We start from the raw sequence: 25148 nt of genomic DNA, 5'->3' as shown, positions 1-25148 counted from the left end.
TGGGGTTTTTTTGTTGTTTTGTGCTGGTAAACAATTGCCAGGGGAACTTTTACACTTTGAAACAGACGCACACCGATAGAATTATCGGCATGCGTTTCGTTGAGCAAATATTGATGAAGGGATTAATTACTGAATTGACGAAACAGCGCTTTTCCTTTAAGGAAACGCGCGCCAAGCCAGCCGCCGCACAGCGAAAGCAACAGCGCGCCGCACAACGGTAACGTGGTCCACAAACGCCAGTCCGGCTCCCATGGGAAATCAAACACCCTCGTTTGCAGCACCGCCAGCGCGGTTTCCGCGCCCATCGCCGCGACCAGCCCGGAGACCAGCCCCAGCAGCGCGAATTCACACCACAACGTGGTTCGCAGCAGCCACTTGCCCGCGCCGAGCGTGCGGTAAACTACCAGCTCCTGGTGACGCTGACGCATACCGACTTGTACCTGCGCGAGCAGCAGCAACACACCGCAGGCCGTGACCAGCACCACCATCACTTCCAGCGCCCGGCTTACCTGCTCAAGCACCTGACCGACCTGTTTTAAAATCGCGCCAATATCCAGCAGGCTGATGGTCGGGAACTCCCGGTTCAGTTGCGTTAACATGCCATTGCCGTTCTGCCAGCGGAAACTGGTGAGCCAACTCTGCGGCTGGCCATCCAGCGCACCCGAGGGGAAGATGAAGAAGAAGTTTGGCCGCAGGCTTTCCCAGTCAACTTTGCGCAGGCTGCTGATTGTGGCGCTGAATTCCTGCGTATCGCCCATAAACGTCACGGAATCGCCCAGCTTCAGGCCTAACCGCTGCGCCAGCCCCTCCTCAACAGAGACTTCCCCGTTTTTTGGCGGCCAGCTTCCGGCGGTGACCGGGTTATGATCCGGTCGCTGCTGAAGCCAGGTGAGATTGAGTTCGCGGTTCAGCGCCTCATCCTGGTTACCCTCCGTTGACTGGCCGTTAATTTGCGTCATCCTTGCCCGCACGATCGGGTAGAACGCCTCTGGAGCAACACGATGCTGCGAAAGAAACGCTTTCAGCGGTGTCACTTGCTCCGGTGCGATATTGATTAAAAAGTAGTTCGGGCTTTCCGGCGGTAACTGCTGTTGCCACCTGTCCAGCAGATCGCCGCGCAGCACCAGCAACATCGCCAGCAACATAAAGGAGAGCGAAAACGCCGAAAGCTGGCTCAGCGTTGACCACGGCTGGCGCAGCAGCCGGTTCACCGCAAGACGCAGCGGTAGCGCTTTGAATGTCAGGCGTTTGAGCACATTAAGCAGCAGCCAGCCCACCACGCCGCACAGCAATGCCAGCACCACAGCGCCCGCCAGCACGGCCCATAACAGCATACTGCCGCCCATCAGCCAGGCGAGTAGCAGCACGGCTACCGCGCAGATCACCGGTACGTAGAACTTTAGCGGCCAGACGTTGGCCACCGCATCACGTCGCAATACGCGCAGCGGCTGCGTCGCCAGCAGCAAGCGATAGGGTCGCAGCCCCACCAGCAGTGAAATCACCACCATCGCCCCGACGGCCCACAGCCACGGCCACAAACTGGCGGGTGGCAGCGCGGCAGGCAGCACTGGCTTGAGCAGCACCATTAATACGCTTTCGAATACCAGCCCGATAGCGCCACCGGTCACCACGGACAGCGCCAGTACCATTAACCACTGACCGACAATCAGTTTGCGTAATTGCGCACGGCCCGCGCCCAGGGTTTTCAGTACCGCAACCAAATCATAGCGGCTGCGGCAATAGTGCCCCATCGCTACCGCGACGGCGGCTATCGCCAGCAGCAGCGTTAAAAGCGCGGATAACAACAGGAACTGCTGCGAACGCTGCAAGGATTTGCCCAGCGCACCCTCATCCTGCTCCAGCCCGTACCAGCGGTGCTCCGGTTTTAACTGTGGCAACAGCCATTTTTCGTATGCATCTAACTGCGCGGGCGTACCGCCAAATTTCACCCGCCAGCTGACGCGGCTACCTGGCTGCACCGCGCCGGTTTTCGCCACATCGGCGATATTCATCAACAGACGTGGTGCCATCTGAAAAGGGTTAAAGCCTGAATCCGGCTCCTGCACCACTTCCCCGGCGATACGCAATGTGGCATCGCCCACATCAATAGAATCGCCGATTTTCAAATTGAGCAGCGCCATTAAACGTGGTGCCAGTAACACTGTTCCCGCTTGCGGTTTTAACCCCGCCGGGCTGGTTTGCAGCTCACCATAAAGGGGGTAAATGTTATCAACGGCTTTCACATCGGCTAATTGCGGCGTGTCGCCGGCAAACGTCATGGTGGCAAAACTGATCTGTTCGCTGACTCGCAGCCCTGTTTTTCGCGCTTCATCCAGCCACGCCTGGGGGACTTCACGAGAGCTGCGCAACGCTCTGTCGCCCGCCATAAATTCCCGGCTCTGCTGGCTAAGCCCTTTTTCCATGCGATCGCTGATGTTGCCGAGCGCCAGCACGCAAGCCACCGCCAGACTTAGCGCCATCCAGACAATCAGCAGCGACGGCGAGCGCCATTCGCGCCAGAACCAACGGGCTATCATGCATCCTCCCGCAGTTCACCATTGACCAGCCGCAGCCGCCGGTCGCAACGCGCAGCAAGCTGCGGATCGTGCGTCACTAACAGCAGCGTGGTGCCATATTGTTGATTCATGGAAAAGAGCAAATCAGCGATCTTGTCGCCGGTTTGCCTGTCGAGATTACCGGTGGGTTCATCGGCGAACAGCACTGCCGGACGGCCATTAAACGCGCGAGCCAGCGCCACCCGCTGCTGTTCGCCGCCGGAGAGTTGTGCTGGCAGATGATCCAGCCGTTTATCCAGCCCCAACTCTTCCAGTAACGCTTTCGCGCTACTGCGGCTTTCACTGCTGTTTTCGCCGCGCAGCAAGGCCGGGAGTTCGACATTTTCCAGCGCATTTAGCGTGGGAATGAGCATAAAAGATTGAAAAACAAAGCCGACATTTTGCGCACGCAGCTGCGCGCGCGCCTCTTCATCCATCGTATGCAGAGGCTTGCCAAGCAGGTTCACTTCGCCGCTGCTACCGTCATCCAGCCCGGCGAGGATCGCTAATAAAGTAGACTTGCCGGAGCCGGATTCGCCAATCAGGGCGATGGTCTCGGCTGGTTTGACAACCAGCTCAACTCCGGTAAGGATGGAAAGCTCATGCTCCCCCTGACCGACGGACTTCTTAAGATGATGAACTTCAACAATGTTTTCCGCTGGCATTTGCCCTTCCTGTTTTTGTTTTTGTTAACCTTTCGCGCCGTGGCGGCGGACACGTTACTGATTCTTGGCGACAGTCTGAGCGCCGGGTATCGCATGGCAGCGAATGCCGCGTGGCCTGCGCTGCTCAATGACAAATGGCAGCAAAAACCGACGGTCATCAATGCCAGCATCAGCGGCGACACCTCGCAGCAAGGGCTGGCGCGCCTGCCTGCACTGCTAAAAGAGCATCAACCGCGCTGGGTTCTGGTGGAGCTGGGCGGTAACGATGGTCTGCGCGGTTTCGCGCCGCAGCAAACAGAGCAAACGCTGCGCCAGGTGGTGCAGGCGGTGAAAGCCGCCAACGCGCAACCGTTGTTAATGCAAATTCGGCTCCCTGCCAACTACGGTCGCCGCTATAATGAAGCCTTTAGCGCCATTTATCCTAAGCTTGCCAAGGAGTTGGATGTTCCTCTGCTGCCATTTTTTATGGAAGAGGTCTATCTAAAACCGCAATGGATGCAGGATGATGGCATCCATCCCAACCGCGATGCGCAGCCGTTTATTGCAGACTGGATGGCAACGCGACTGGCGCCTTTAGTTAACCACGACTCCTGATTGTTCAGGCACGCCCCCAGGTAAAGTTATGCAAAAAGCAGTCTTAATAACAGGATGTTCCAGCGGTATCGGGCTGGAAAGCGCACGCGAACTGAAGCGTCAGGGTTTTCGCGTGCTGGCGGCCTGCCGTAAACCGGACGATGTCGCCCGGATGGTAAGCGAAGGCTTTACCGGCATTTTGCTCGATCTTGACGACGCGCAAAGCGTGATACGCGCCGCCGCCGAAGTGATAGCGCTGACCGACAATCGCCTGTATGGGATCTTCAATAACGCCGGATACGGTGTTTATGGCCCGCTCGATACCATCAGCCGCGAACAGCTGGAACAACAGTTTTCCAGTAACTTTTTTGGCACTCACCAGCTCACCATGCTGTTGCTGCCTGCGATGTTGCCGCACGACGAGGGGCGCATAGTAATGACCTCCTCGGTGATGGGGCTAATCTCAACGCCTGGGCGCGGCGCTTATGCCGCCAGCAAGTATGCGCTGGAAGCCTGGTCGGACGCTTTGCGAATGGAGCTACGCCATACGGGCATCAAAGTGAGCCTGATTGAACCCGGCCCGATCCGTACGCGCTTTACCGACAACGTGAATCAGACACAAAGCGATAAACCGGTGGAAAACCCAGGCATCGCCGCACGTTTTACGCTGGGGCCGGAAGCGGTCGTCGCCAAAGTGCGCCATGCTTTTGAGAGCAGCAACCCGAAAGTGCGCTACCCGGTAACGCTGGTGACATGGGCGGTGACCTTTTTAAAACGCCTGCTGCCGACGCGCATGATGGATAAAATTTTGCACGGGTGAGTTGAAGGCGCGAAGCCTGTCCCCCATGTATGACGAAACAGTGAAATAAAGAGAACTTAGTATGTCTGCAAAGAATATTGTCAATATTACCGAAATGAACCTGCAACAGGTGCTTGAGCAATCCGTTGCCACGCCGGTGCTGTTCTATTTCTGGTCCGAACGCAGCCAGCACTGTCAGCAACTGACGCCAGTGCTGGAGAACCTCGCCGCCCAGTACAACGGGCAATTTATCCTGGCGAAAGTCGATTGCGACGCAGAGCAGATGGTGGCATCGCAATTTGGCTTACGCGCCATTCCAACTGTTTACCTGTTCCAGAATGGCCAGCCGGTTGACGGTTTTCAGGGACCACAGCCTGAAGAAGCGATTCGCGCGCTGCTGGATAAAGTGCTGCCGCGCGAAGAGGAGTTGAAAGCGCAGCAGGCCATGCAATTGGTGCAGGAAGGCAAGCATATCGACGCGCTGCCGCTACTGAAAGAGGCCAGCCAGTTGGCGCCGCAAAACAGCGAAATCACGCTGCTGCTGGCGGAAACACTGATTGTGTTGAACCGCGCGGATGAAGCCGAAGCGGCACTGAAAGCGGTTCCGTTACAGGATCAGGATACCCGTTATCAGGGGCTTATCGCGCAGATCGAGCTGCTGAAGAAGGCCGCGGATACGCCGGAGATCCAGCAGTTGCAACAGCAAGTTGCAGATAACCCGCAGGACGCGCTGCTGGCTACACAACTGGCGCTGCAACTGCACCAGGTGGGCCGCAATGAAGAAGCGCTGGAACTGCTGTTTAGCCATCTGCGCAAAGATCTGGCGGCGGCTAATGGTGAAGCGCGCAAAATGCTGCAAGAGATCCTGGCCGCGCTCGGCACCGGCGACGCGCTGGCATCGAAATACCGCCGCCAGCTCTACTCCCTGCTCTACTAATTCCCCTGCTAAATTTGGCGATCGCGCTGTTTTAATCGCTAATTCGGGCTAAGATGGCATCAAATTAAACAGGAGGTTTTTTTGATGCCAATCGTCATTCTGGTTCTTATCTTCGTCGCGCTGGTGGTGGTTATCTCCGGTGTAAAAATCGTCCCGCAAGGCTTCCAGTGGACCGTGGAACGCTTTGGCCGTTTCACCCGCACGCTGCAGCCGGGTTTAAGCCTGGTGGTGCCGTTTATGGATCGTATTGGTCGTAAGATCAATATGATGGAACAGGTTCTCGATATCCCCTCGCAGGAAATTATTTCCAAAGACAACGCCAACGTCACCATTGACGCGGTGTGCTTTATTCAGGTGATCGACGCCCCGCGCGCCGCTTATGAGGTGAGCAACCTGGAACTGGCGATCATCAACCTGACCATGACTAACATCCGTACCGTACTCGGCTCAATGGAGCTGGACGAAATGCTCTCACAACGTGACAGCATCAATACGCGTCTGCTGCATATTGTGGATGAAGCCACCAATCCGTGGGGCGTGAAAGTCACGCGTATTGAAATCCGCGATGTGCGCCCACCGGCGGAATTGATCGCCTCAATGAATGCGCAGATGAAAGCGGAACGTACCAAACGCGCTTACATTCTTGAAGCCGAGGGGATCCGCCAGGCGGAGATCCTCAAAGCCGAAGGGGAAAAACAGTCGCAGATCCTGAAAGCGGAGGGCGATCGCCAGTCGGCATTCCTGCAGGCGGAAGCACGTGAACGTTCAGCAGAAGCAGAAGCCCGCGCCACACAAATGGTGTCTGAAGCGATTGCCGCCGGGGATATTCAGGCGGTGAATTACTTCGTCGCGCAGAAATATACCGACGCGCTGCAACAAATTGGTTCGGCGAACAACAGCAAAGTGGTCATGATGCCGCTGGATGCCAGCAGCCTGATGGGCTCGATCGCCGGGATCGCCGAACTGGTGAAAGACAGCGCCGGCGAGCGTAAAAAATGATTGCCGCACTGCTGCTCGAACATACACACCTCGCCTGGCTGGTGCTCGGCGGCCTGTTGCTGGCTGCGGAAATGCTGGGCGGTAACGGCTATCTGTTGTGGAGCGGCGTCGCGGCGGTGGTCACCGGGTTGCTGGCGTGGGTTATTCCCTTCGGCTGGGAGTGGCAGGGTGTACTGTTCGCCGTGCTGACCATGCTGGCCGCCTGGCTGTGGTGGCAATGGCTTTCGCGGCGGGTAAAACAGCAAAAACCCGCCGACGCGTCGCTGAATCTGCGTGGGCAACAGCTCATCGGCCGCCGCTTCCAGCTTGATAACGCACTGGTGAACGGTCGAGGCCATATGCGTGTGGGCGACAGTTCGTGGCCGGTCAGCGCCGACGACGATCTCGCTGCCGGAACGCGCGTTGAGGTAACGGCCGTTGAAGGCATCACCTTACGCATCAAAGCCGTAAACGAATAACAATAACGCAAGGATTCAGGGAATGATAAAACGCCGTCGCCTCGCGCTGGGCTTGTGTCTCTCCTTTACCGCCAGCGCACCCGTGCTGGCGTCGTCTGATATCGATAGCTGCACATGGGGGAGCACGGGATGTTTCATCACCAGCCCGCCGGTGTTGGGCATTGATACCGATACCCGTGATAACCTGCTGCGCCTGGTGGATGAGCAAAAAGGATTTTTGCCACTGCGCCAGCCCGTACCGCAAGATTTCACGCGCAGCCGAAGCTTCTATTTCGGTATTCATCACGATGACACTACCGCCCCGGCAGCAACGGCGGAACCCGTTTCCAGTGACGACACCCTGCGCCAGCAAATGAAAGCGCTGGGCATCAAACCTGATGATCAAATTCCTCCGGCACTGTTGCGCCTGATCGCCGAAGGTGACGCGGAGCAGACAGCAACTGGCGAAGGGTTTGAATCCGATGAGATGGAAAACCGTTTTGTATCGCGCAATAACGAGACACTTTCTGGCTTTTTCGCCGCCCTGCTGGACGAAACGGCGTTGACGCCGGAACAGCGCCTGGCGCTGGCGCAAGCGCGGACGGCGGCGGACGGTCGCGGTGAAGTCATCATTGATTCGCTGAGCTTCCCGGAAGGTTCAGTTGCTCTTGGTTTCCGTACCTATTTACACGGCGCTAACGCTTTCTATGCCGGTGATTATGAGGCCGCAGCGCAGGATTTTACTTCGCTCGCCAGCAACCCGCAGCCGTGGCTTGCCGAAACGGCCAGCTATATGTTGATGCGCACCGCGCTCAACGCCAGTAGCGCTAATGCCAACGGTGAATATGGCGATTTTGACGTTACAAAAGTAGATAAAGCCCAGGCGCAGAAAGCGCGGGATGCGGCGCTTTATTATCTGAAAAGCTGGCCGCAGGGTCGCTACGCAGAATCGGCGCAGGGGATGTTGCGCCGCATCAACTGGTATTTGCAGGACTGGAATGCGCTGGCGGCGCTCTACGAACAGGCGCTGGCACAGACGGCCAGCAGTGATGCGTTAATCGCGCTGGTGAATGAAAGCGACAACAAACTCCTCGAATGGGGCGGTGATGATTTTATAAGCACGCCGGATGCCTCGCTGATGACGTTTATCCTGACGCTGCGCCGCCTGCGCGATAACAAATGTGATGAAAAGCATCCCTGTATCGATCAAGCCTGGCTCGACAGCATCAAAGCCGTTTTCGACAAAAATAAACGTGGCGATCTGTGGAATTACCTGCGTCTGAAGCTGGCTTTCAGCAAACAGGATTACGCCACCGTGCGCAGCGCCATCACCCCGGCGCAAACGCTGGCACCGCACAATATCCTCGCGTTTAGCGAACAAGTGCTGTACGGCGAAGCGCTGATGGCGCAAAAACAGTGGCCGGACGCCAAAGCGCACTGGCTACATCTTTTGGATCTGAGCAAAGATGTCGAACAGCAGCAGTTGCTGCAGGCCAAACTGGCGGCAACGCTGGTGGAAAGCGACGCGCTGGCGCAGATTTTTGCTCCAGACAGCAAGGTCACGAATCTGCGTTACCGTTCCTTAGTGCTGAAAACCAAAGCACCACGCGAGTTGCTGCGCCAGCAAGCCAGCAACGGTCCGAATAACGAAGAGCGCACCATTGCGCTGCACACGCTGCTGACGCGCGATTTAACCGAAGGGCATTACGCCGACTGGTTACAAGACAAAAAACGGATCGACGCAATCGCACCGCCGGTCACTGGCGAGGCGTTTGATGACGTCAACCTGAGTGCATTTGGCTGGAAAGGCACCGACAAAGAGAGCATTTATGTCTGCGCAGCGCTGGAAAAAACGGTCACCACTCTGAGCCAGAAAGCGCAGGATGGCCATGCGATGAACTGCCTGGGTGAGTTTTTCCGCATCACGCAAACCCGCGTTAACCGGGAAACCGACCAGTGGGGTAACGACGCGCTGGACGACGCAACAAAACTTAAAACTGCCCCCGGCGTCGCGCATCGTCTGGCCTGGTATCAGCAGGTTATCAACGACGCCAAAGCCGAGCCGGAGGATAAGAGCTACGCACTGTATCGCGCCGTGATGTGTTATGCCCCCTCCGGTTATAACGATTGCGGCGGCGAAGACGTGGATAAATCCGTGCGTAAAGCATGGTTCCAGCAACTGAAAAGCCGTTATCCGGGAAGCGTATGGGCCAAAGAGCTCAAATATTACTGGTAATGGCATTGGCAGGCGCGCTGCTTTTTCCTTCGGCGTTATTCGCTCAGGGGAAAGCAGCGTACTGGTTATGGTCTGGCGTGCGACCCACGCAAACGCTGCGTGATGCCGACATTGTCTACCTGCATCAGGGCGATGTCGTCACCGTTGCCGGTCAAACTGTGTTTGAGCGTAAAGGGCTACCGGTCAACCAGCTTACGTTTCCGCGCATCTGGCTCACGGTGCGTTTTACCACGCTGGACGTGCCGGATGCGCTGTTGTTACGTCTTACCCGGCTGTTAGCTCGCTGGCAAGCGGCGGGAAACCATGTCGTCGGGTTGCAGGTGGATTTCGATGCCGCCACCCATCGCCTTGGCGATTACGCGCTGTTTTTGCATCGTCTACGCCAGACGCTGCCAGCAGACTACGCGCTGGGCGTCACCGGATTGCTGGACTGGGCGAAAACCGGCAGCGTGCAAACCCTTAACGCATTGCCGGTGGATGAACTGGTAGTGCAGAGCTATCAGGGACGCAGCACCGTGGCGAATTACACCGCCTATCTGCCCGCACTTTTAACGTTACGCATCCCGTTTAAACTGGGGCTGGTGCAGAACGGCGTGCGTGATATCAGCGAAGAGCAGCAACTCGCCGCCTCCCCGTGGTATCGCGGCACGGTGACATTTATGCTCAACCCTTCGCGTGGTGACAGCAGCCAGAAAGGTTATCAATAATCGGGCAATCGGCGCTGTCGTCGCCGGGGCAGGAATCCGCCAGAGCCAGCAGTTGCACACGCATCTGTTGCAGTTCGCCAATATGCCGCTCGATTTCAGCCACTTTCTGTAACGTGCGCGCTTTAACATCTGCGCTATGCCGGGCCGGGTTATTAAACAGATTCACCAGCTCGCCGCACTCTTCGAGATTAAACCCCACCTGCCGCGCCTGGCGCAGCAGCGTCAGCTCATTCAGGTGTTGCTGGTTGTAGCTGCGATAGCCGTTTTCGCTGCGCAGCGGCGGTGTCACCAGCCCTTTCTCTTCATAGAAACGAATCGCTTTACTGGTTAAACCGGTTCTTTTTGCCACATCGCTGATATTCACGTTTCCCCCTTACTGCCAGAACCTGAGTTAATCACTATAAATGGGCGCCATGTAATAAAACAAATATATCCATATTGTTAATGGTTTTTTATTTACCCACCTTGCCGCTTCGCTATAACATGTGGCCGGATATTTCTAAGAATGATAAATGATTTACACACAGGAGTGGTTATGAGTGATATGGCGTTTTGCCGTGGTTGCGGAAAGCAAATACATAAAGAAGCGGTGGCTTGCCCGCAGTGCGGCGCGCCACAGAACACCGCCGGGAAGAAAAGCCGAATTTCTGCTGCGCTGTTTGCCTTCTTTTTAGGTGGATTTGGCGCGCATAAATTTTATTTAGGGAAACCATGGCAGGGGATCCTTTATCTTCTGTTTTGCTGGACCTTTATTCCGGCGATCATCTCTTTCATCGAATTTATTATTTACCTGTGCAACTCCGATCAGGAATTTGCCCGTAAATATGGTTGAGTTTTACCCCGCCGGTAATAAGCAAACCCCGCCTTGTGCGGGGTTTGTCGTTTATGGCAACCCCATCGCTTCTTTGTCATGATAAAACCTTGACCTTCCCCTTGATGGAAGGTTTAAGCTTCTACACAGTCACTATTGAAGCACCACAACCAAGGAGATTGAGTATGTCTCATACCATAGCGCTAGACCTGGATGGCCTCTCCTGCGGCCACTGCGTAAAACGCGTCAAAGAGAGCCTGGAAAAACGCCCGGATGTTGAACAGGCAGACGTCACCATTGAACGTGCGGAAGTCACCGGCAGCGCCAGCGCTGACGCGTTGATCGAAACCATCAAAGAAGCCGGATACGGTGCGAGCTTAAGCCACCCAAAGGCTAAACCGCTGGCAGAGTCATCACTCCCGTCGGAAGCACTGACAGCGGCCACACCTGAGCTTCCGGCAGCCAGCGAACTTGATGACAGCCAACAGCTGTTGATCAACGGCATGAGCTGCGCCAGCTGTGTCTCCCGGGTGCAAAAGGCCTTACAGGCCGTACCGGGCGTTACGCAGGCACGGGTCAATCTGGCGGAGCGCACCGCGCTGGTAATGGGCAGTGCCCCCGCCGCTGAATTAGTCAGCGCCGTAGAGAACGCAGGCTACGGCGCGGAAGCCATTGAAGACGACATCAAACGCCGCGAGCGCCAGCAGGAAACCGCGCTCGCCACCATGAAACGCTTCCGCTGGCAGGCGATTGTCGCGCTGCTGGTTGGCGTGCCGATCATGGTGTGGGGCATGATCGGCGATAACATGATGGTCACCGACACCAACCGCTCGCTGTGGCTGGTGCTCGGTGTTGTCACGTTAGCGGTCATGATCGTGGCGGGCGGCCATTTTTACACCAGCGCCTGGAAAAGCCTGCGTAACGGCACGGCGACCATGGATACGCTGGTGGCACTCGGCACTGGCGCGGCCTGGCTCTACTCCATGAGCGTCAATATCTGGCCGCAGTGGTTCCCGATGGAAGCCCGGCACCTCTATTACGAAGCCAGCGCAATGATCATCGGTCTGATTAACCTCGGCCATATGCTGGAAGCCCGCGCGCGCCAGCGTTCGTCTAAAGCGCTTGAGCGGTTATTAGATTTAACCCCGCCAACCGCACGCGTGATCACCGCCGACGGCGAGAAAAACATACCGCTGGCGGAAGTGCAGCCTGGCATGACGCTGCGCCTGACGACCAGCGATCGTGTGCCGGTAGACGGTGAAATCAGCCAGGGTGAAGCCTGGTTCGACGAAGCCATGCTTACCGGCGAACCGGTGCCACAGGAAAAAAGCACCGGCGAGAGCATTCATGCCGGGACGGTGGTGCAGGACGGCAGCGTGCTGTTTACCGCCAGCGCCGTCGGCAGCCACACCACGCTGTCGCGCATTATTCGTATGGTGCGCCAGGCACAAAGCAGTAAGCCGGAGATCGGCCAGCTTGCCGATCGCATTTCCGCCGTGTTTGTGCCAGCGGTGGTCGCTATCGCCTTGTTCAGCGGCGCTATCTGGTACTTTTTCGGTCCCGCGCCGCAAATTGTCTATACGCTGGTCATCGCCACCACGGTGCTGATCATCGCCTGCCCTTGTGCTCTGGGGCTGGCAACGCCGATGTCGATTATCTCCGGCGTCGGTCGCGCGGCGGAGTTTGGCGTGCTGGTTCGCGATGCCGATGCGCTGCAACGCGCCAGCACGCTCGATACCATCGTATTTGATAAAACCGGCACCCTGACGCGCGGCAAACCGGAAGTGGTGAGCGTGAAAACGCTGGATTTCGACGAGGCGACGGCACTGCGCCTGGCGGCGGCACTGGAGCAAGGTTCCAGCCATCCGCTGGCGCGAGCGATTATTGAAAAAGCAGGCGCGGAAACGCTGCCGGTGGTCAGTCAGTTCCGTACACTGCGCGGGCTGGGCGTGAGCGGTGAGGTTGACGGGCACAGTGTGCTGCTTGGCAACCAGGCGCTGCTGGCTGAACAAAACGTGGATACGAGCGCGCTTGACGATGAGCTTAATGCTCAGGCAAGCCTGGGCGCCACGCCGGTACTGCTGGCGATTGACGGGAAAGCCGTGGCGCTGCTGGCGATCCGCGATCCGCTACGCGAAGACAGCATTGATGCGCTGCAACGTCTGCACCGTGAAGGCTACCGCCTGGTGATGCTGACCGGTGACAACCCCACCACCGCCAATGCCATCGCCAGAGAGGCCGGTATTGATGAGGTGATCGCCGGCGTGCTGCCGGACGGCAAAGCCGAGGCGATCAAAAATCTGCAACAGCAGGGCCGCCAGGTGGCGATGGTCGGGGACGGGATTAACGACGCCCCCGCGCTGGCGCAGGCGGATGTGGGTATCGCCATGGGCGGTGGCAGCGATGTGGCAATTGAAACCGCCGCCATCACGCTGATGCGCCACAGCCTGCTGGGCGTTGCCGATGCGCTGGCAATCTCCAAAGCGACGCTGCGCAACATGAAACAGAACCTGCTCGGCGCGTTTGTTTATAACTCGCTGGGTATTCCGATTGCGGCAGGCATTCTCTGGCCGCTGACCGGCACATTGCTCAACCCGGTGGTCGCAGGCGCGGCAATGGCGCTCTCGTCCATTACCGTGGTCAGCAACGCCAACCGGTTATTGCGCTTTAAACCCCATCAGTAAATGCCACAACCCCGCCGTTTATCCGGCGGGGTTTGCACCTTCTGGCCGCGCGCGCTAGCATGAGATTTTTCACTCTGGAAGCGCGTATGAGCCTGTTTCAACGATTGAAAACCTTTTTTCTTGCGCTTCGTGTGCCTCATTACCGCTGGCCTGCACTGGATGTGGATTTACCCGGCGGTCGCCATCTGCATCTGGTGGGCAGTATTCACATGGGCACCTACGGCATGTCGCCGCTCCCGACGCAACTGCTGCAAAAACTGCGCGATGCCGACGCGCTCATCGTGGAAGCGGATATCGCCGGGTCGGATTCACCGTTCGACAATCTGCCACCCGCCGAACCGCTCGAACAGCGCCTTCCCGCAGAACTTCTTGCCCAACTCGACAACATGCTGCAAACCCTGTCGCTTCACAGAGATGAATTCGACCAGCGTCCAGCCTGGCATATCGCGCTGGTGTTGCAAGCCACGCAGGCGCAGCGGCTGGGGTTACGCCCGGAGTACGGCATCGACTACCAGTTGTTGCAGGCGGCGCAGCAATATCAGGTGAAAGTCATGGAACTGGAAGGCACCAGCAGCCAGCTGGATATCCTGCGCAAGTTGCCGGACGAAGGAAATGAACTGTTGCAGGATACCCTGACTCACTGGCATGAAAATGCGCGTTTATTACAGGTGATGATGAGCTGGTGGCTGGAAAATCCGCCTGCGGAAGATGAACTGACGCTGCCATCAACGTTCAGCCAGCCGCTGCATGATGTGTTGATGCACCAGCGCAACCAGGCGTGGTGCGAGCGTTTATTTGCGCTGCCGCCAGGGCGCTATGTAGTGGCAGCGGGCGCCCTGCATCTGTATGGCGAAGGGAATTTACCGGCGCTGCTGCGCGAAAGAGCGGCGCAATAGCGCAAGATGGTACTATTTTCGCGCACGCGAGCAGGCGTATGCTAAGCGCCGTGAGATGACCGTGGTAAGAAGGATTATTATGACACCCGCCGTGAAGTTACTCGAAAAAAACAAGGTTCCCTTTCAGGTGCACACTTACGATCACGATCCCAATGAAACCAACTTTGGTGATGAAGTGGTGCGCAAACTGGGGCTGAACGCCGATCAGGTCTATAAAACGCTGCTGGTGGCGATCAATGGCGATATGAAACACCTTGCCGTTGCGGTCACGCCGGTTGCCGGGCAGTTAGATCTGAAAAAAGTCGCCAAAGCGCTTGGCGCGAAAAAAGTCGATATGGCCGATCCGCTGGTCGCCCAGCGCACCACTGGCTATCTGGTGGGCGGTATCAGCCCGTTGGGGCAGAAAAAACATCTGCCGACGCTGATTGATGCCCCCGCGCAAGACTTCGCTTCCATTTATGTTTCCGGCGGCAAACGCGGGCTGGATATTGAACTGGCAGCGAGCGATCTGGCAAAAATGCTGGACGCGAAATTTGCCGATATCGCCCGCCGCGATTGACGGATGAGGAGCTGGTTACTGCCAGCTCACCTCCCCTTTAGGTTCGTAAGCATTCACATCCAGTGGTGAGTTTTTCTGGATGTACTCTTTCAGCACTTCAGCATCAATAAAGCCGGTATTCACATAGCCTGCTTTATCATCCAGGCGTGGGTAGCCATCACCGCCGGTTGCGTTGAAACTGAGCGTCGCCAGTCGGTAACTCTTAGCCGGATCGACCGGTTCGCCTTTGATTTTGAGATCATTCAGCTTGCCACCTTTCGCCACAAAACTGACGTTGGCGAACTGTGGATACGCACCTGAGTCCGGCTTCATCTGCGCCACTGCGGTGAGGTAATCTGTGAGCTCTTTACCGGTCAGGTTGACGTACACCAGCGTATTACCGAACGGCTGCACTTTCAGCACGTCTTTGTAAGTGATGTCGCCCGCTTCGATAGAGTCACGCACGCCGCCGCCGCTCATCACCGCCAGATCCGCGCCGGTACGCGCCATTTGCGCGGCAAGGATCACATGTGCGAGGTTGGTCTGCACAAAGCGCACTTTGCTGCGATCGCCTTCCAGATGACCATTCGCATTACCGATTTTCACCTCTAACTGCGCTTTACCTTTGTTCTGGAACGGCGTTAACAGGGAGAGCATCTGCGGGTTTTCGGCAATTTCCGGCGTGTAGAGTACGCGCTCACTTTTGCCGTTGTCGTAGGTGACTTTCTTCTTCAGGTTGACCGGAATCAACTGGTAACGTACCAGTTTCATCTCGCCGTTACGGAACTGGAAATCCGCGCGGCCGACATATTTGCCCCACTCATGCGCCTGCACAATCCAGATGCCGTTTTGCTGATCCGGCGCACACGGGGTTCCAGGCACGTAATCGACCTGTTTTTTATTTTCAGACGCCATGCAGACCGGATCCTGTGAGTGACCACCCACAATCATTGCCAGCGCGCCTTTTGGCAGGCTGCGTGCCATCTCGACATCGCCCGGCGCATTCGAGCCGTGCTCGCCGTTGTCGTAATGGCCCATATGCGTTGTCGCCAGAATCACATCCGGTTTTTCGTTTTGATTCAGCTCAGAAATCACCAGCTTCGCTTCGTCGGCCGGTTTGCGGAATTCGATATCGGTGAAAAACTCCGGGTTGCCGATTTTCGCCGTGTCGTCGGTAGTTAAGCCGATAACGGCAATTTTCAGCCCCTGGCGATTAAACATCATCCACGGCTTAAACAGGCGCTCGCCGGTGCTTTTCTGGTAAATGTTGGCGGAAAGGAACGGGAACTTGGCCCATTTCTCCTGCTGGCGCAGTACGCTAAGCGGGTTGTCGAACTCATGGTTACCCACGGCCATCGCATCGTAGCCAATCAGGTTCATGCCGCGAAAATCGGGTTCAGCATCCTGCAAGTCCGATTCCGGCACCCCGGTGTTGATATCACCGCCGGAAAGCAGCAGCACACTACCGCCTTCGGCCGCCACCTCTTTGCGAATGCCATCAACCAGCGTTTTCTGCGCAGACAAACCATATTCGCCGTAATCACTACGCCAGAAATGACCGTGATGATCGTTGGTATGCAGAATGGTGATGTTATAGGTCTTATTCTGCTCGTAAGCCTGTACCTGCCAGCTGGCAACGCCCATCGCCGCCAGCAGCCCCAGCGTAATGCTCTTCTTTAACAATCTCATGCTTCCCTCCCTGACCCATTGATAAACTGAGAAATTACAGCGCCTGCAAATAATAGACAAATATGTATTCAGAATCGCAACTTCCTTCAAACTTTCAGCAAAGGTATGGTAATCAGAGAATCATTACCGTGCTTTATCCTTAACCTCTTCTGACAACATACGTGGTATTTATGGCAATCAGTGAAACGTCGCAGACATCGCCTGCTGCGCGCACCTCGTTCGGTATTCTTGGCGCTATCAGCCTCTCGCATCTGCTCAACGATATGATTCAGTCGCTGCTGCTGGCGATTTATCCGCTGTTGCAGGCCGATTTTTCCCTGTCGTTTGTGCAGATTGGCTTTATCACGCTGACCTTTCAGGTCGCCTCCTCGCTGCTCCAGCCAGTGGTTGGTTATTTGACCGATAAACACCCGATGCCGTGGTCGCTGCCCATCGGTATGTGTTTCACCCTAAGCGGTCTGGTGCTGCTGGCACTGGCGGGGAGTTTTACCACCGTGCTGATTGCTGCCGCGCTGGTAGGAACGGGGTCATCGGTTTTCCACCCGGAATCGTCGCGCGTGGCGCGCATGGCGTCTGGCGGACGTCACGGACTGGCGCAATCCATCTTTCAGGTCGGCGGCAACTTTGGTGCCTCGCTTGGGCCATTGCTGGCGGCAGTGATCATTGCGCCTTACGGCAAAGGCAATGTTGCCTGGTTTGTGCTGGCTGCCCTGCTGGCGATTATTGTGCTGATGCAGGTAAGCCGCTGGTACGCTGCACAGCACCGGGTGAATAAAGGTAAAAAACCCGTTTCTGTGATCAATCCGCTGCCGCGTAATAAAGTGGTGCTAGCGGTTTGTGTACTGCTGATCCTGATTTTCTCGAAATACTTCTATATGGCGAGCATTAGCAGCTATTTCACCTTTTATTTAATGCAAAAGTTTGATTTGTCGGTGCAAAATGCCCAGATGCATCTGTTTATCTTCCTGTTTGCGGTTGCGGCAGGCACGGTCATTGGCGGGCCACTGGGCGATAAGATTGGCAGAAAATATGTGATTTGGGGCTCTATCCTCGGCGTCGCGCCGTTTACCCTGCTTTTACCCTACGCAACGCTCTTCTGGACCGGGATTTTAACGGTGATTATTGGTTTCGTACTCGCCTCCGCCTTTTCAGCCATTCTGGTCTATGCGCAGGAGCTGTTACCAGGCCGTATTGGCATGGTTTCCGGGCTGTTTTTTGGTTTTGCCTTCGGGATGGGCGGCCTTGGCGCTGCTGTGTTGGGGCTGGTTGCCGATCATACCAGTATTGAGTTGGTCTATAAAATATGTGCTTTCCTGCCATTACTCGGTATTTTAACCATATTCCTGCCCGATAACCGCCCGCAACGCTGATTTCCTCACGGCCAAAGTGGTGCTTTGGCCGCTGCTTTCTCTTGTCTGCCTGCGCCTGGCGCGTGATTTCTTTAACGGATACCCCGCTGGCCATCTTTTTTCAGCTAAATCGCCATTTTCTTTATAATTCAACAATTATTCATAAACGTAGTGGCGAAAATTGTCATAAACTGTAACGCAGTTGTCGGTTTTTAACCGCGGGATCCACGCACCAACGAAAGGAGACGGAATGCATCACGCCACACCGCTTATCACCACCATTGTCGGCGGCCTTGTGCTCGCTTTTATCCTCGGCATGCTTGCCAATAAACTGCGTATTTCGCCACTGGTGGGCTACCTGATAGCGGGTGTGTTGTCCGGGCCGTTTACACCGGGTTTTGTCGCCGATACCCAACTCGCACCGGAGCTTGCGGAGCTGGGCGTGATTTTGCTGATGTTCGGCGTCGGGCTGCATTTCTCACTGAAGGATCTGATGGCGGTAAAGTCCATCGCCATTCCCGGTGCGATCGCGCAGATTGCTGTTGCGACGTTACTGGGTATGGCGCTTTCCGCAATGCTGGATTGGTCACTGATGACCGGCATCGTTTTTGGGCTCTGTCTCTCCACCGCCAGTACCGTGGTGCTGCTGCGTGCGCTTGAGGAGCGGCAGCTTATCGACAGCCAGCGTGGGCAAATCGCCATCGGCTGGCTGATTGTGGAAGATCTGGTGATGGTGTTAACGCTGGTGTTGCTGCCTGCTGTCGCCGGAATGGTGGAAAAAGGCAATGTCGGGCTGGCATCGCTGGCGGTGGATATGGGTATCACCATCGGTAAAGTGGTGGCCTTTATCGCCATCATGATGCTGGTTGGCCGCCGTCTGGTGCCGTGGATCATGGCGCGCAGCGCGGCGACCGGCTCACGCGAGCTGTTTACGCTCTCCGTGCTGGCGCTGGCGCTCGGTATCGCCTTCGGCGCAGTCGAGCTGTTTGATGTTTCGTTCGCGCTGGGCGCGTTCTTCGCCGGGATGGTGCTGAACGAATCCGAGTTGAGCCACCGTGCGGCGCACGATACGCTGCCGCTGCGCGACGCGTTTGCGGTGCTGTTCTTTGTCTCCGTCGGTATGCTGTTTGATCCGCTGGTGCTCATTGAGCAGCCGCTGGCGGTGCTCGCTACGCTGGCGATCATCATCTTTGGTAAATCCGTCGCCGCATTCCTGCTGGTGCGCATGTTTGGTCACTCGACGCGCACCGCGCTGACCATTGCCGCAAGCCTTGCGCAGATCGGCGAGTTCGCCTTTATTCTGGCGGGCCTCGGCATGTCGCTGAACCTGCTGCCGCAGGCCGGGCAAAATCTGGTGCTGGCGGGCGCGATTCTGTCGATTATGCTCAACCCGGTGCTGTTTACCCTGCTGGAAAAATACCTCGATAAAACCGAGACGCTGGAAGAGCAAACGCTGGAAGAGGCCATCGAAGAAGAGAAGCAGATCCCGGTGGATATCTGCAACCACGCGTTGCTGGTAGGTTTTGGCCGCGTCGGCAGCCTGCTGGGTGAAAAACTGATGGCGCAGGGCATTCCGCTGGTGGTGATTGAAACTTCACGTACTCGCGTGGATGAACTGCGTGAGCGCGGTATTCGCGCAGTGCTGGGCAATGCGGCCAACGAAGAGATCATGAACCTGGCGCATCTTGATTGCGCCCGCTGGCTGCTGCTGACCATTCCAAACGGTTATGAAGCCGGGGAGATTGTCGCCACCGCGCGAGAGAAGTGCCCGCATATTGAAATTATTGCCCGCGCGCACTACGACGATGAAGTGGATTACATCACCGAACGTGGCGCGAATCAGGTGGTCATGGGCGAGCGCGAAATCGCCAACACTATGCTGACATTGCTGGAAAAACCGCCGGTCGAAGAAGCCGTAACGGGTTAATAAAAAAGACCGGGGTGCTTAAGCGGCTCCGGCCTTGTTTCATCTTCTTGTCTGCCCGGCGTCGTCGGGCAATCATCTTAACGTTCCCAGTACGCCTCTTCGAGGCTGTCTTCACGCTCCGGCAGACCGCGCGTTAAACGCGGCGAATGCTGGTTCAGCACCTGATAACTGACGCGGTTGGCATATTTGCACACCTGCGCCAGCGAAGAATACGTCAACCAGTTGAATTTGTGCTTGCTGGAGTTCGGCACGTTGGTGCGGTGATAGTTATTGGCGGTAATGTCATGCAGCAATGCCGCCAGCGCGCCATCGCCCGCGCCGTTGGTATTCATAATTTTTTCCGGTCCGCCCATGTACGGCGCAATGTGCGAGTAAATGCGCAGCGGATGTTCACAATCTTTGTGGCGCAGCGCACGGCTGAACTCGTACTGGTTGAATTCGGCAATCGCCCCCGGCAACAATGGATGCTGCGTTTTGCGCTTCGCTTCATCTTCGGTGAAACCGGCCATATACAGACCAATTGGGCCTGCGGTACACAGGACGAGATCAACCCAATCCAGCGCTTTATCAGCCGCCAGCAGCGGATCGCTTTCGCCCGTAAGCGCGTGGCCTTCCTCTTCATTCATCGCCAGAATCGAGACGTTCTCTTTAAGGAAATCGCGCCACCACTGCGGGTTATCAGCAATCACATATTTGGTGCCCAGCGTCAGCACCACCGGCACGTTATGCTTTTTAGCGTAGGCCACCGCCTGCATGGTGGCTTCCGGCATCGGCTCGCCGGGATTACAGCGCACCAGGTAAGAGGAGAGTACCAGCGCGGATGCCCCGGCGATCACCGCTTCCGGGATGCTCTCCGGGCGCAACTGGTTCATATGGCCAGGACTGATAGCGAAGGTACGCTCACCGCTGTCGCTAATCAGCGTGAAACAGCGCCCAATCGCCCCATCCACCCCTTGCAGGTAGTTGAGGTCGGTACGGCTGGAGGTGTTACACAGATAGCGGTAGGCATAACTGCCGATTTGCACGTTGTCGCACATGACGCCAAGCAGCACCGAGCGGTCATCCGCCAGCACCGAGTAGTTATGCATGGTGTTGCCAATGGTGCCACCCGCAAACTGGTGAGTGATCAGATCGTTACTGACCAGTTCCTGGTAGAGCGCTTCCGCGACATCGTCGGCGATCACCAGCGAATGACCTGCACTGAGGCCGTAACGGGTAATAAACGCATCGTCCACTTTCGCCTCGATATCCACCAGCGTCTGGTCGATACCGACAACCCAACATGTACCGGATTCGCTCTCGGGCTGAATTTGCTGTAACAGCGGGTCGCGGGCATTAACGGGGAAATAGTGTTTGGATTTACGTTTACCGGGAAATTTCATGATTGTAATAAGCGCTATACATTCGGGCTGGGAATGTTAACACACTCTCAGCCCGCCCTGCGATCAGCGATATTTGGCGGTCAGATTGACCATCATCTCGATATGTTCAGGACAATCATTAAGCGCCGGAATGTACTCATATTTTTCGCCACCGGCCTCAAGGAAGAATTCGCGGTTTTGCACGGCTATCTCTTCCAGCGTTTCCAGGCAGTCGGCTGCAAAGCCCGGTGACATCACCTGAATATGCTTCACACCTTTCTCGCCTAGCATCTTCAGCGTTTCATCGGTGTATGGCGTCAACCACGGCTCGCGGCCAAAGCGTGACTGGAACGTCATCATCACTTTTTCCGGCGGTAAGTCGAGCGCGGACACCAGCTCGCGCGTCGTATCGCGGCAGCGCTGCGGGTAATCATCCCCTTCTGCCGCATAACGCTGCGGAATACCGTGATAAGAGAGCAGCAGCAAATCCGGCTCGCCATGCTGCGCAAACGAGGCACGCACGCTGTTGGCAAGCGCAGCGATGTAATCCGCATTATCGGCGTAGTCGCGAATAAAGGAGATGCCCGGAATATGGCGCTTTTTCGCCAGAATGCGCGCCAGCTCGTCCCACACGGCGGCAACGGTAGAACAGGAGTATTGCGGATAGAGCGACAGCACCACAATATGCTCGACCTCTTGTGCCAGCAGTTCATCGACCGCGCTTTCCAGCGATGGCGAACCGTAACTCATGCCAAGCACCACCGGCACGTCCGGCAAGCGTGCTGCCAGAGCCCGCTGCTGCCTGCGGCTGTAAACCATTAACGGCGAGCCCTCTTCCATCCACACAGATTGATAGAGTTTGGCGACGCGGGGAGAACGAATGGGCAGGATCACACCGCGAAGTAGCGGCCACCACAACAAACGCGGCGTATCGACCACGCGTCTGTCACTCAAGAATTGCCGCAGATAGCGTTTCACCGCTTCGGGGGTCGGGGCATCGGGAGTGCCCAGATTGGCAAGCAGGATGCCGGTTTTCGCCTGACTCATTCACGCCTCTTAACCTTTTGAATGGTTGGTAATTGTAGCGTAAAAGCGGTTAAACGGAACCCATTGCTGTGATAGGTAAGATGAGAAAGATTCTCACCCGGAGAGTCCGGGTGAGCGGGCGCGATTAGCCGAGGATTTTTTCCAGCTCTGCGCGTACATCAGCAACGGCTTTGGTACCGTCAACTTTAGCGTATTGGGTGTTACCCGCCTGCGCTTCTTTCTGGTAGTAGCCAATCAGCGGCGCGGTCATCTGATGGTATTCCACCAGGCGTTTACGCACGGTCTCTTCCTGATCGTCTTTACGCGTAGTCAGCTCTTCGCCGGTCACGTCGTCTTTGCCTTCGACTTTCGGCGGGTTGAATTTGATGTGGTAAACGCGACCGGAAGCAGCGTGAACGCGGCGACCGATAATGCGATCGACGATCAGCTCGTCCGGCACGTCGAACTCAAGCACGAAATCAACCTTGATACCGGCTTCTTTCATCGCGTCCGCTTGCGGAATGGTGCGCGGAAAACCGTCCAGCAGGAAACCGTTGCGGCAATCTTCCTGGGCAATACGCTCTTTCACCAGCGCGATTACCAGCTCGTCAGTGACCAGCTTGCCCGCGTCCATGATGTCTTTTGCCTGTTTGCCCAGTTCGCTGCCAGATTTAACAGCGGCACGCAGCATGTCACCGGTAGAGATTTGCGGAATACCGTATTTCTCCATGATGAACTGAGCCTGAGTTCCTTTACCCGCGCCCGGAGCGCCAAGCAGAATAATACGCATTGCGAAAATCCCCTCAAATGTTGGTTCAATTTTTCAAAAAGCGCTAAAAGATAACACCAGAACGACCGGCGCTCAAGGAAGCGGGATCGGCTGAAACGGTTAATGATACGTTTTCTTAAGGTGCGTGAGACTCAGAAAGGAAAGTGCCCGGTAACATCGGGGGAGCCAGGATGCGGAGGTGTGGAGATAAAAAAGGGAGGCCTGAGGCCTCCCTGATCGACAAGTTTCTGCTTATGAAACCAGCAACTGGTTCATCCGGCGAATAAACTGGTTCGGATCTTCCAGCGTACCGCGTTCGGCGAACAGCGCCTGATCCAGTAACAACTCAACCCATTCGTTAAACTGGGTTTCGTCTTGTGTATCAGCCGCGCGTTTCACCAGAGCGTGATCCGGGTTGAGCTCGAAAATGTATTTCACTTCCGGCGCATTCTGACCCGCCGCGGCGAACAGTTTCGCCATCTGGGTGCTCATTTCGTCGGCATCGGTCACGACAACGGCTGGCGTATCGGTCAGACGATGAGTCAGACGTACTTCTTTCACGCGCTCACCGAGCAGGGATTTCACGCGCTCAACGAACGGCTCCAGCGCTTTTTCAGCTTCTTTTGTGCTTTCATCCACTTCGTCTGCCAGTTTATCCAGCGAAGCGTCGGCTTTGGCAACTGACTGAAACGGCTTGCCGTCGAACTCGGTCAGGTAGCTCATCATCCACTCGTCAATGCGATCGGAAAGCAGCAGCACTTCGATGCCTTTCTTACGCAGCAGCTCCAGATGCGGGCTGCTCTTCGCCGCGGCGTAGCTGTCGGCGGTGATGAAATAGATTTTTTCCTGCCCTTCTTTCATGCGCGACACATACTCTTCCAGCGACACAGTTTGTGCGGAAGAGTCGTTGTGCGTGGAGGCAAAGCGCAGCAGTTTGGCGATGGTTTCCAGGTTCGCGTGATCTTCGCCCGCGCCCTCTTTCAGCACCAGGCCAAACTGTTGCCAGAAGGTCTGGTATTTCTCCGCGTCATCTTTCGCCAGTTTTTCCAGCATTTGCAGCACGCGTTTGGTCAGCGCGGTGCGCAGGCTACGTGTGACGCTGCTGTCCTGCAGGATTTCACGCGAAACATTGAGCGGCAGGTCGTTAGAATCCACCAGCCCGCGCACAAAGCGCAGATAGTTCGGCATGAACTGTTCGGCTTCATCCATGATAAACACGCGTTGAACGTAGAGTTTCAGGCCGTGTTTATGATCGCGGTTCCACATATCCCACGGGGCCTGCGACGGAATGTAAAGCAGGCTGGTGTACTCCTGTTTACCTTCCACACGGTTGTGGCTCCAGATCAGCGGATCGGTAAAGTCGTGGGAGATATGTTTGTAGAACTCGTTGTATTCGTCGTCTTTGATTTCTGCTTTATTACGCGTCCACAGCGCCTGCGCTTTGTTGATTTTCTCCCAGGAAACCACGGTTTCGCCGTCTTTCTCTTCCTGTTTTTCGATCTCTACCGGCAGGGCGATATGGTCGGAATATTTGCTGATGATTGAGCGAACACGCCAGTCGTTGAGGAAATCATCCTCCCCTTCACGCAGGTGCAGAGTGATCTCGGTGCCGCGATCGGCTTTGGTGATATCGGCAACGGTGTATTCACCCGCGCCTTCGGATTCCCAGAACACGCCGTTTTCAGCGCTTTCACCCGCCGCGCGGGTGCGCACGGTCACTTTATCGGCGACGATAAATGCCGAATAGAAACCGACGCCGAACTGACCAATCAGCTGGCTGTCTTTCGCCTGATCGGAACCCATTGATTCCAGAAATGCCTTGGTGCCCGATTTTGCAATCGTCCCCAGGTGGTCGATCACTTCATCACGCGTCATACCAATGCCGTTATCGGCAATGGTCAGCGTACGGTTCTCTTTATCAAAGGAGACGCGCACGTGCAGATCGCCATCGCCTTCGTACAGTTCCGGTTTGGACAGCGCGCGAAAACGCAGTTTGTCCGCCGCATCCGAGGCGTTGGAGATAAGCTCACGCAGGAAGATTTCTTTGTTCGAATAAAGAGAATGGATCATCAAGTGCAGAAGCTGTTTCACTTCAGACTGAAAACCGCGAGTTTCTTGTCCTTTCATTGGGAAAACCTCAACAATGCCATTTACAAGGTAAAAATGCGTTGAGGGAGAAGTGGGGATATT

21 protein-coding genes are annotated in these 25148 nt (G+C 56.2%); 13 read left to right on the top strand and 8 right to left on the bottom strand.

What is annotated here, in order from left to right; all coding sequences use genetic code 11:
• Positions 1-122: 122 nt before the first annotated feature.
• On the bottom strand, positions 123-2537 hold the full coding sequence (ybbP, locus tag ACFX4U_RS11840; RefSeq protein WP_313506471.1) for a putative ABC transporter permease subunit YbbP: 2415 nt from the start codon (positions 2535-2537) through the stop codon (positions 123-125).
• Positions 2534-3220 (bottom strand): putative ABC transporter ATP-binding protein YbbA, encoded by a 687-nt coding sequence (gene ybbA / locus ACFX4U_RS11835; RefSeq protein WP_313506470.1) that lies wholly within the window; start codon positions 3218-3220, stop codon positions 2534-2536. The genes ybbP and ybbA overlap by 4 nt, the downstream gene beginning before the upstream one ends.
• Here ybbA and tesA point away from each other — a divergent pair.
• From tesA to ACFX4U_RS11800, 7 genes are all read left to right on the top strand, one after another.
• Positions 3191-3814 carry a multifunctional acyl-CoA thioesterase I/protease I/lysophospholipase L1 gene (gene tesA, locus ACFX4U_RS11830; RefSeq protein ID WP_313506606.1) on the top strand — a complete coding sequence of 208 codons (624 nt, stop codon included), beginning with the start codon at positions 3191-3193 and terminating at the stop codon, positions 3812-3814. The genes ybbA and tesA overlap by 30 nt on opposite strands.
• A gap of 28 nt (positions 3815-3842) precedes the next feature.
• Complete coding sequence (locus ACFX4U_RS11825) at positions 3843-4613, top strand: SDR family oxidoreductase (RefSeq protein WP_313506469.1); 771 nt, start codon at positions 3843-3845, stop codon at positions 4611-4613.
• 61 nt (positions 4614-4674) lie between these two features.
• Positions 4675-5529 (top strand): co-chaperone YbbN, encoded by an 855-nt coding sequence (locus ACFX4U_RS11820; RefSeq protein WP_313506468.1) that lies wholly within the window; start codon positions 4675-4677, stop codon positions 5527-5529.
• Positions 5530-5613: 84 nt separating this feature from the next.
• Positions 5614-6528: an SPFH domain-containing protein gene (locus ACFX4U_RS11815; protein ID WP_200552929.1), complete on the top strand. Its 915-nt coding sequence runs from the start codon at positions 5614-5616 to the stop codon at positions 6526-6528.
• Positions 6525-6986, top strand: a complete 462-nt coding sequence (locus ACFX4U_RS11810) for an NfeD family protein (RefSeq protein ID WP_065369131.1) — start codon at positions 6525-6527, stop codon at positions 6984-6986. Before ACFX4U_RS11815 ends, ACFX4U_RS11810 begins: the two co-directional genes overlap by 4 nt.
• A 22-nt stretch (positions 6987-7008) precedes the next feature.
• A complete protein-coding gene (locus ACFX4U_RS11805) occupies positions 7009-9201 on the top strand; it encodes a hypothetical protein (protein WP_313506467.1) in 2193 nt (730 codons plus the stop codon).
• Positions 9171-9908: a DUF3142 domain-containing protein gene (locus ACFX4U_RS11800; protein ID WP_313506466.1), complete on the top strand. Its 738-nt coding sequence runs from the start codon at positions 9171-9173 to the stop codon at positions 9906-9908. The genes ACFX4U_RS11805 and ACFX4U_RS11800 overlap by 31 nt, the downstream gene beginning before the upstream one ends.
• Here the strand turns inward: ACFX4U_RS11800 and cueR are convergent.
• A complete protein-coding gene (gene cueR, locus ACFX4U_RS11795; protein ID WP_017455692.1) occupies positions 9865-10272 on the bottom strand; it encodes a Cu(I)-responsive transcriptional regulator in 408 nt (135 codons plus the stop codon). The genes ACFX4U_RS11800 and cueR overlap by 44 nt on opposite strands.
• Before the next feature lie 171 nt (positions 10273-10443).
• Between cueR and ACFX4U_RS11790 the strand changes: the two genes are divergently transcribed.
• From ACFX4U_RS11790 to ybaK, 4 genes are all read left to right on the top strand, one after another.
• A complete protein-coding gene (locus ACFX4U_RS11790) occupies positions 10444-10740 on the top strand; it encodes a TM2 domain-containing protein (RefSeq protein WP_017455691.1) in 297 nt (98 codons plus the stop codon).
• 164 nt (positions 10741-10904) lie between these two features.
• Positions 10905-13403 (top strand): copper-exporting P-type ATPase CopA, encoded by a 2499-nt coding sequence (gene copA / locus ACFX4U_RS11785; protein WP_313506465.1) that lies wholly within the window; start codon positions 10905-10907, stop codon positions 13401-13403.
• Positions 13404-13489: 86 nt separating this feature from the next.
• Positions 13490-14299 carry a TraB/GumN family protein gene (locus ACFX4U_RS11780; protein ID WP_313506464.1) on the top strand — a complete coding sequence of 270 codons (810 nt, stop codon included), beginning with the start codon at positions 13490-13492 and terminating at the stop codon, positions 14297-14299.
• Positions 14300-14378: 79 nt separating this feature from the next.
• Positions 14379-14858, top strand: a complete 480-nt coding sequence (gene ybaK, locus ACFX4U_RS11775) for a Cys-tRNA(Pro)/Cys-tRNA(Cys) deacylase YbaK (protein WP_313506463.1) — start codon at positions 14379-14381, stop codon at positions 14856-14858.
• A 15-nt stretch (positions 14859-14873) separates the two neighbouring features.
• Here the strand turns inward: ybaK and ushA are convergent, their stop codons facing one another.
• The gene (gene ushA, locus ACFX4U_RS11770) at positions 14874-16481 is read right to left on the bottom strand and encodes a bifunctional UDP-sugar hydrolase/5'-nucleotidase UshA (protein WP_380218082.1); all 1608 of its coding nucleotides are present in this window, start codon (positions 16479-16481) and stop codon (positions 14874-14876) included.
• A 215-nt stretch (positions 16482-16696) separates the two neighbouring features.
• Between ushA and ACFX4U_RS11765 the strand changes: the two genes are divergently transcribed.
• Positions 16697-17896, top strand: a complete 1200-nt coding sequence (locus tag ACFX4U_RS11765) for an MFS transporter (RefSeq protein WP_305736905.1) — start codon at positions 16697-16699, stop codon at positions 17894-17896.
• Positions 17897-18125: 229 nt separating this feature from the next.
• Entirely contained in the window at positions 18126-19802 is a 1677-nt protein-coding gene (gene ybaL / locus ACFX4U_RS11760) for a YbaL family putative K(+) efflux transporter (protein ID WP_313506461.1), read from the top strand.
• 77 nt (positions 19803-19879) lie between these two features.
• Here ybaL and ACFX4U_RS11755 read toward each other — a convergent pair whose 3' ends face one another.
• The 4 genes from ACFX4U_RS11755 to htpG form a co-directional block, all read right to left on the bottom strand.
• Positions 19880-21184 carry an inosine/guanosine kinase gene (locus ACFX4U_RS11755; RefSeq protein WP_313506460.1) on the bottom strand — a complete coding sequence of 435 codons (1305 nt, stop codon included), beginning with the start codon at positions 21182-21184 and terminating at the stop codon, positions 19880-19882.
• A gap of 63 nt (positions 21185-21247) precedes the next feature.
• The gene (gene hemH / locus ACFX4U_RS11750; protein WP_305736908.1) at positions 21248-22210 is read right to left on the bottom strand and encodes a ferrochelatase; all 963 of its coding nucleotides are present in this window, start codon (positions 22208-22210) and stop codon (positions 21248-21250) included.
• Positions 22211-22334: 124 nt separating this feature from the next.
• Complete coding sequence (adk, locus tag ACFX4U_RS11745) at positions 22335-22979, bottom strand: adenylate kinase (RefSeq protein ID WP_200552939.1); 645 nt, start codon at positions 22977-22979, stop codon at positions 22335-22337.
• Positions 22980-23210: 231 nt separating this feature from the next.
• Positions 23211-25085 (bottom strand): molecular chaperone HtpG, encoded by a 1875-nt coding sequence (gene htpG, locus ACFX4U_RS11740; protein WP_305736910.1) that lies wholly within the window; start codon positions 25083-25085, stop codon positions 23211-23213.
• Positions 25086-25148 lie beyond the last annotated feature (63 nt).

Origin of the sequence: Kosakonia sp. YIM B13588 (genome assembly GCF_042788165.1) — a bacterium.
In the GTDB taxonomy this organism is placed as follows: domain Bacteria; phylum Pseudomonadota; class Gammaproteobacteria; order Enterobacterales; family Enterobacteriaceae; genus Kosakonia; species Kosakonia sacchari.
Note: the sequence above shows the minus strand (reverse complement) of the source record. Positions and strands in the feature narration are given on the sequence as shown.

Coding starts and splice junctions, on each gene's coding strand:
- ACFX4U_RS11755 (WP_313506460.1), bottom strand. CDS start 21,184: ATGAAATTTCCCGGTAAACGTAAATCCAAACACTATTTCCCCGTTAAT.
- ACFX4U_RS11820 (WP_313506468.1), top strand. CDS start 4,675: ATGTCTGCAAAGAATATTGTCAATATTACCGAAATGAACCTGCAACAG.
- ACFX4U_RS11815 (WP_200552929.1), top strand. CDS start 5,614: ATGCCAATCGTCATTCTGGTTCTTATCTTCGTCGCGCTGGTGGTGGTT.
- ybbA (WP_313506470.1), bottom strand. CDS start 3,220: ATGCCAGCGGAAAACATTGTTGAAGTTCATCATCTTAAGAAGTCCGTC.
- ybbP (WP_313506471.1), bottom strand. CDS start 2,537: ATGATAGCCCGTTGGTTCTGGCGCGAATGGCGCTCGCCGTCGCTGCTG.
- ACFX4U_RS11810 (WP_065369131.1), top strand. CDS start 6,525: ATGATTGCCGCACTGCTGCTCGAACATACACACCTCGCCTGGCTGGTG.
- ybaK (WP_313506463.1), top strand. CDS start 14,379: ATGACACCCGCCGTGAAGTTACTCGAAAAAAACAAGGTTCCCTTTCAG.
- htpG (WP_305736910.1), bottom strand. CDS start 25,085: ATGAAAGGACAAGAAACTCGCGGTTTTCAGTCTGAAGTGAAACAGCTT.
- copA (WP_313506465.1), top strand. CDS start 10,905: ATGTCTCATACCATAGCGCTAGACCTGGATGGCCTCTCCTGCGGCCAC.
- ACFX4U_RS11780 (WP_313506464.1), top strand. CDS start 13,490: ATGAGCCTGTTTCAACGATTGAAAACCTTTTTTCTTGCGCTTCGTGTG.
- tesA (WP_313506606.1), top strand. CDS start 3,191: ATGAACTTCAACAATGTTTTCCGCTGGCATTTGCCCTTCCTGTTTTTG.
- ACFX4U_RS11765 (WP_305736905.1), top strand. CDS start 16,697: ATGGCAATCAGTGAAACGTCGCAGACATCGCCTGCTGCGCGCACCTCG.
- ACFX4U_RS11825 (WP_313506469.1), top strand. CDS start 3,843: ATGCAAAAAGCAGTCTTAATAACAGGATGTTCCAGCGGTATCGGGCTG.
- ACFX4U_RS11790 (WP_017455691.1), top strand. CDS start 10,444: ATGAGTGATATGGCGTTTTGCCGTGGTTGCGGAAAGCAAATACATAAA.
- ACFX4U_RS11805 (WP_313506467.1), top strand. CDS start 7,009: ATGATAAAACGCCGTCGCCTCGCGCTGGGCTTGTGTCTCTCCTTTACC.
- ybaL (WP_313506461.1), top strand. CDS start 18,126: ATGCATCACGCCACACCGCTTATCACCACCATTGTCGGCGGCCTTGTG.
- ACFX4U_RS11800 (WP_313506466.1), top strand. CDS start 9,171: ATGGGCCAAAGAGCTCAAATATTACTGGTAATGGCATTGGCAGGCGCG.
- adk (WP_200552939.1), bottom strand. CDS start 22,979: ATGCGTATTATTCTGCTTGGCGCTCCGGGCGCGGGTAAAGGAACTCAG.
- ushA (WP_380218082.1), bottom strand. CDS start 16,481: ATGGGCGTTGCCAGCTGGCAGGTACAGGCTTACGAGCAGAATAAGACC.
- hemH (WP_305736908.1), bottom strand. CDS start 22,210: ATGAGTCAGGCGAAAACCGGCATCCTGCTTGCCAATCTGGGCACTCCC.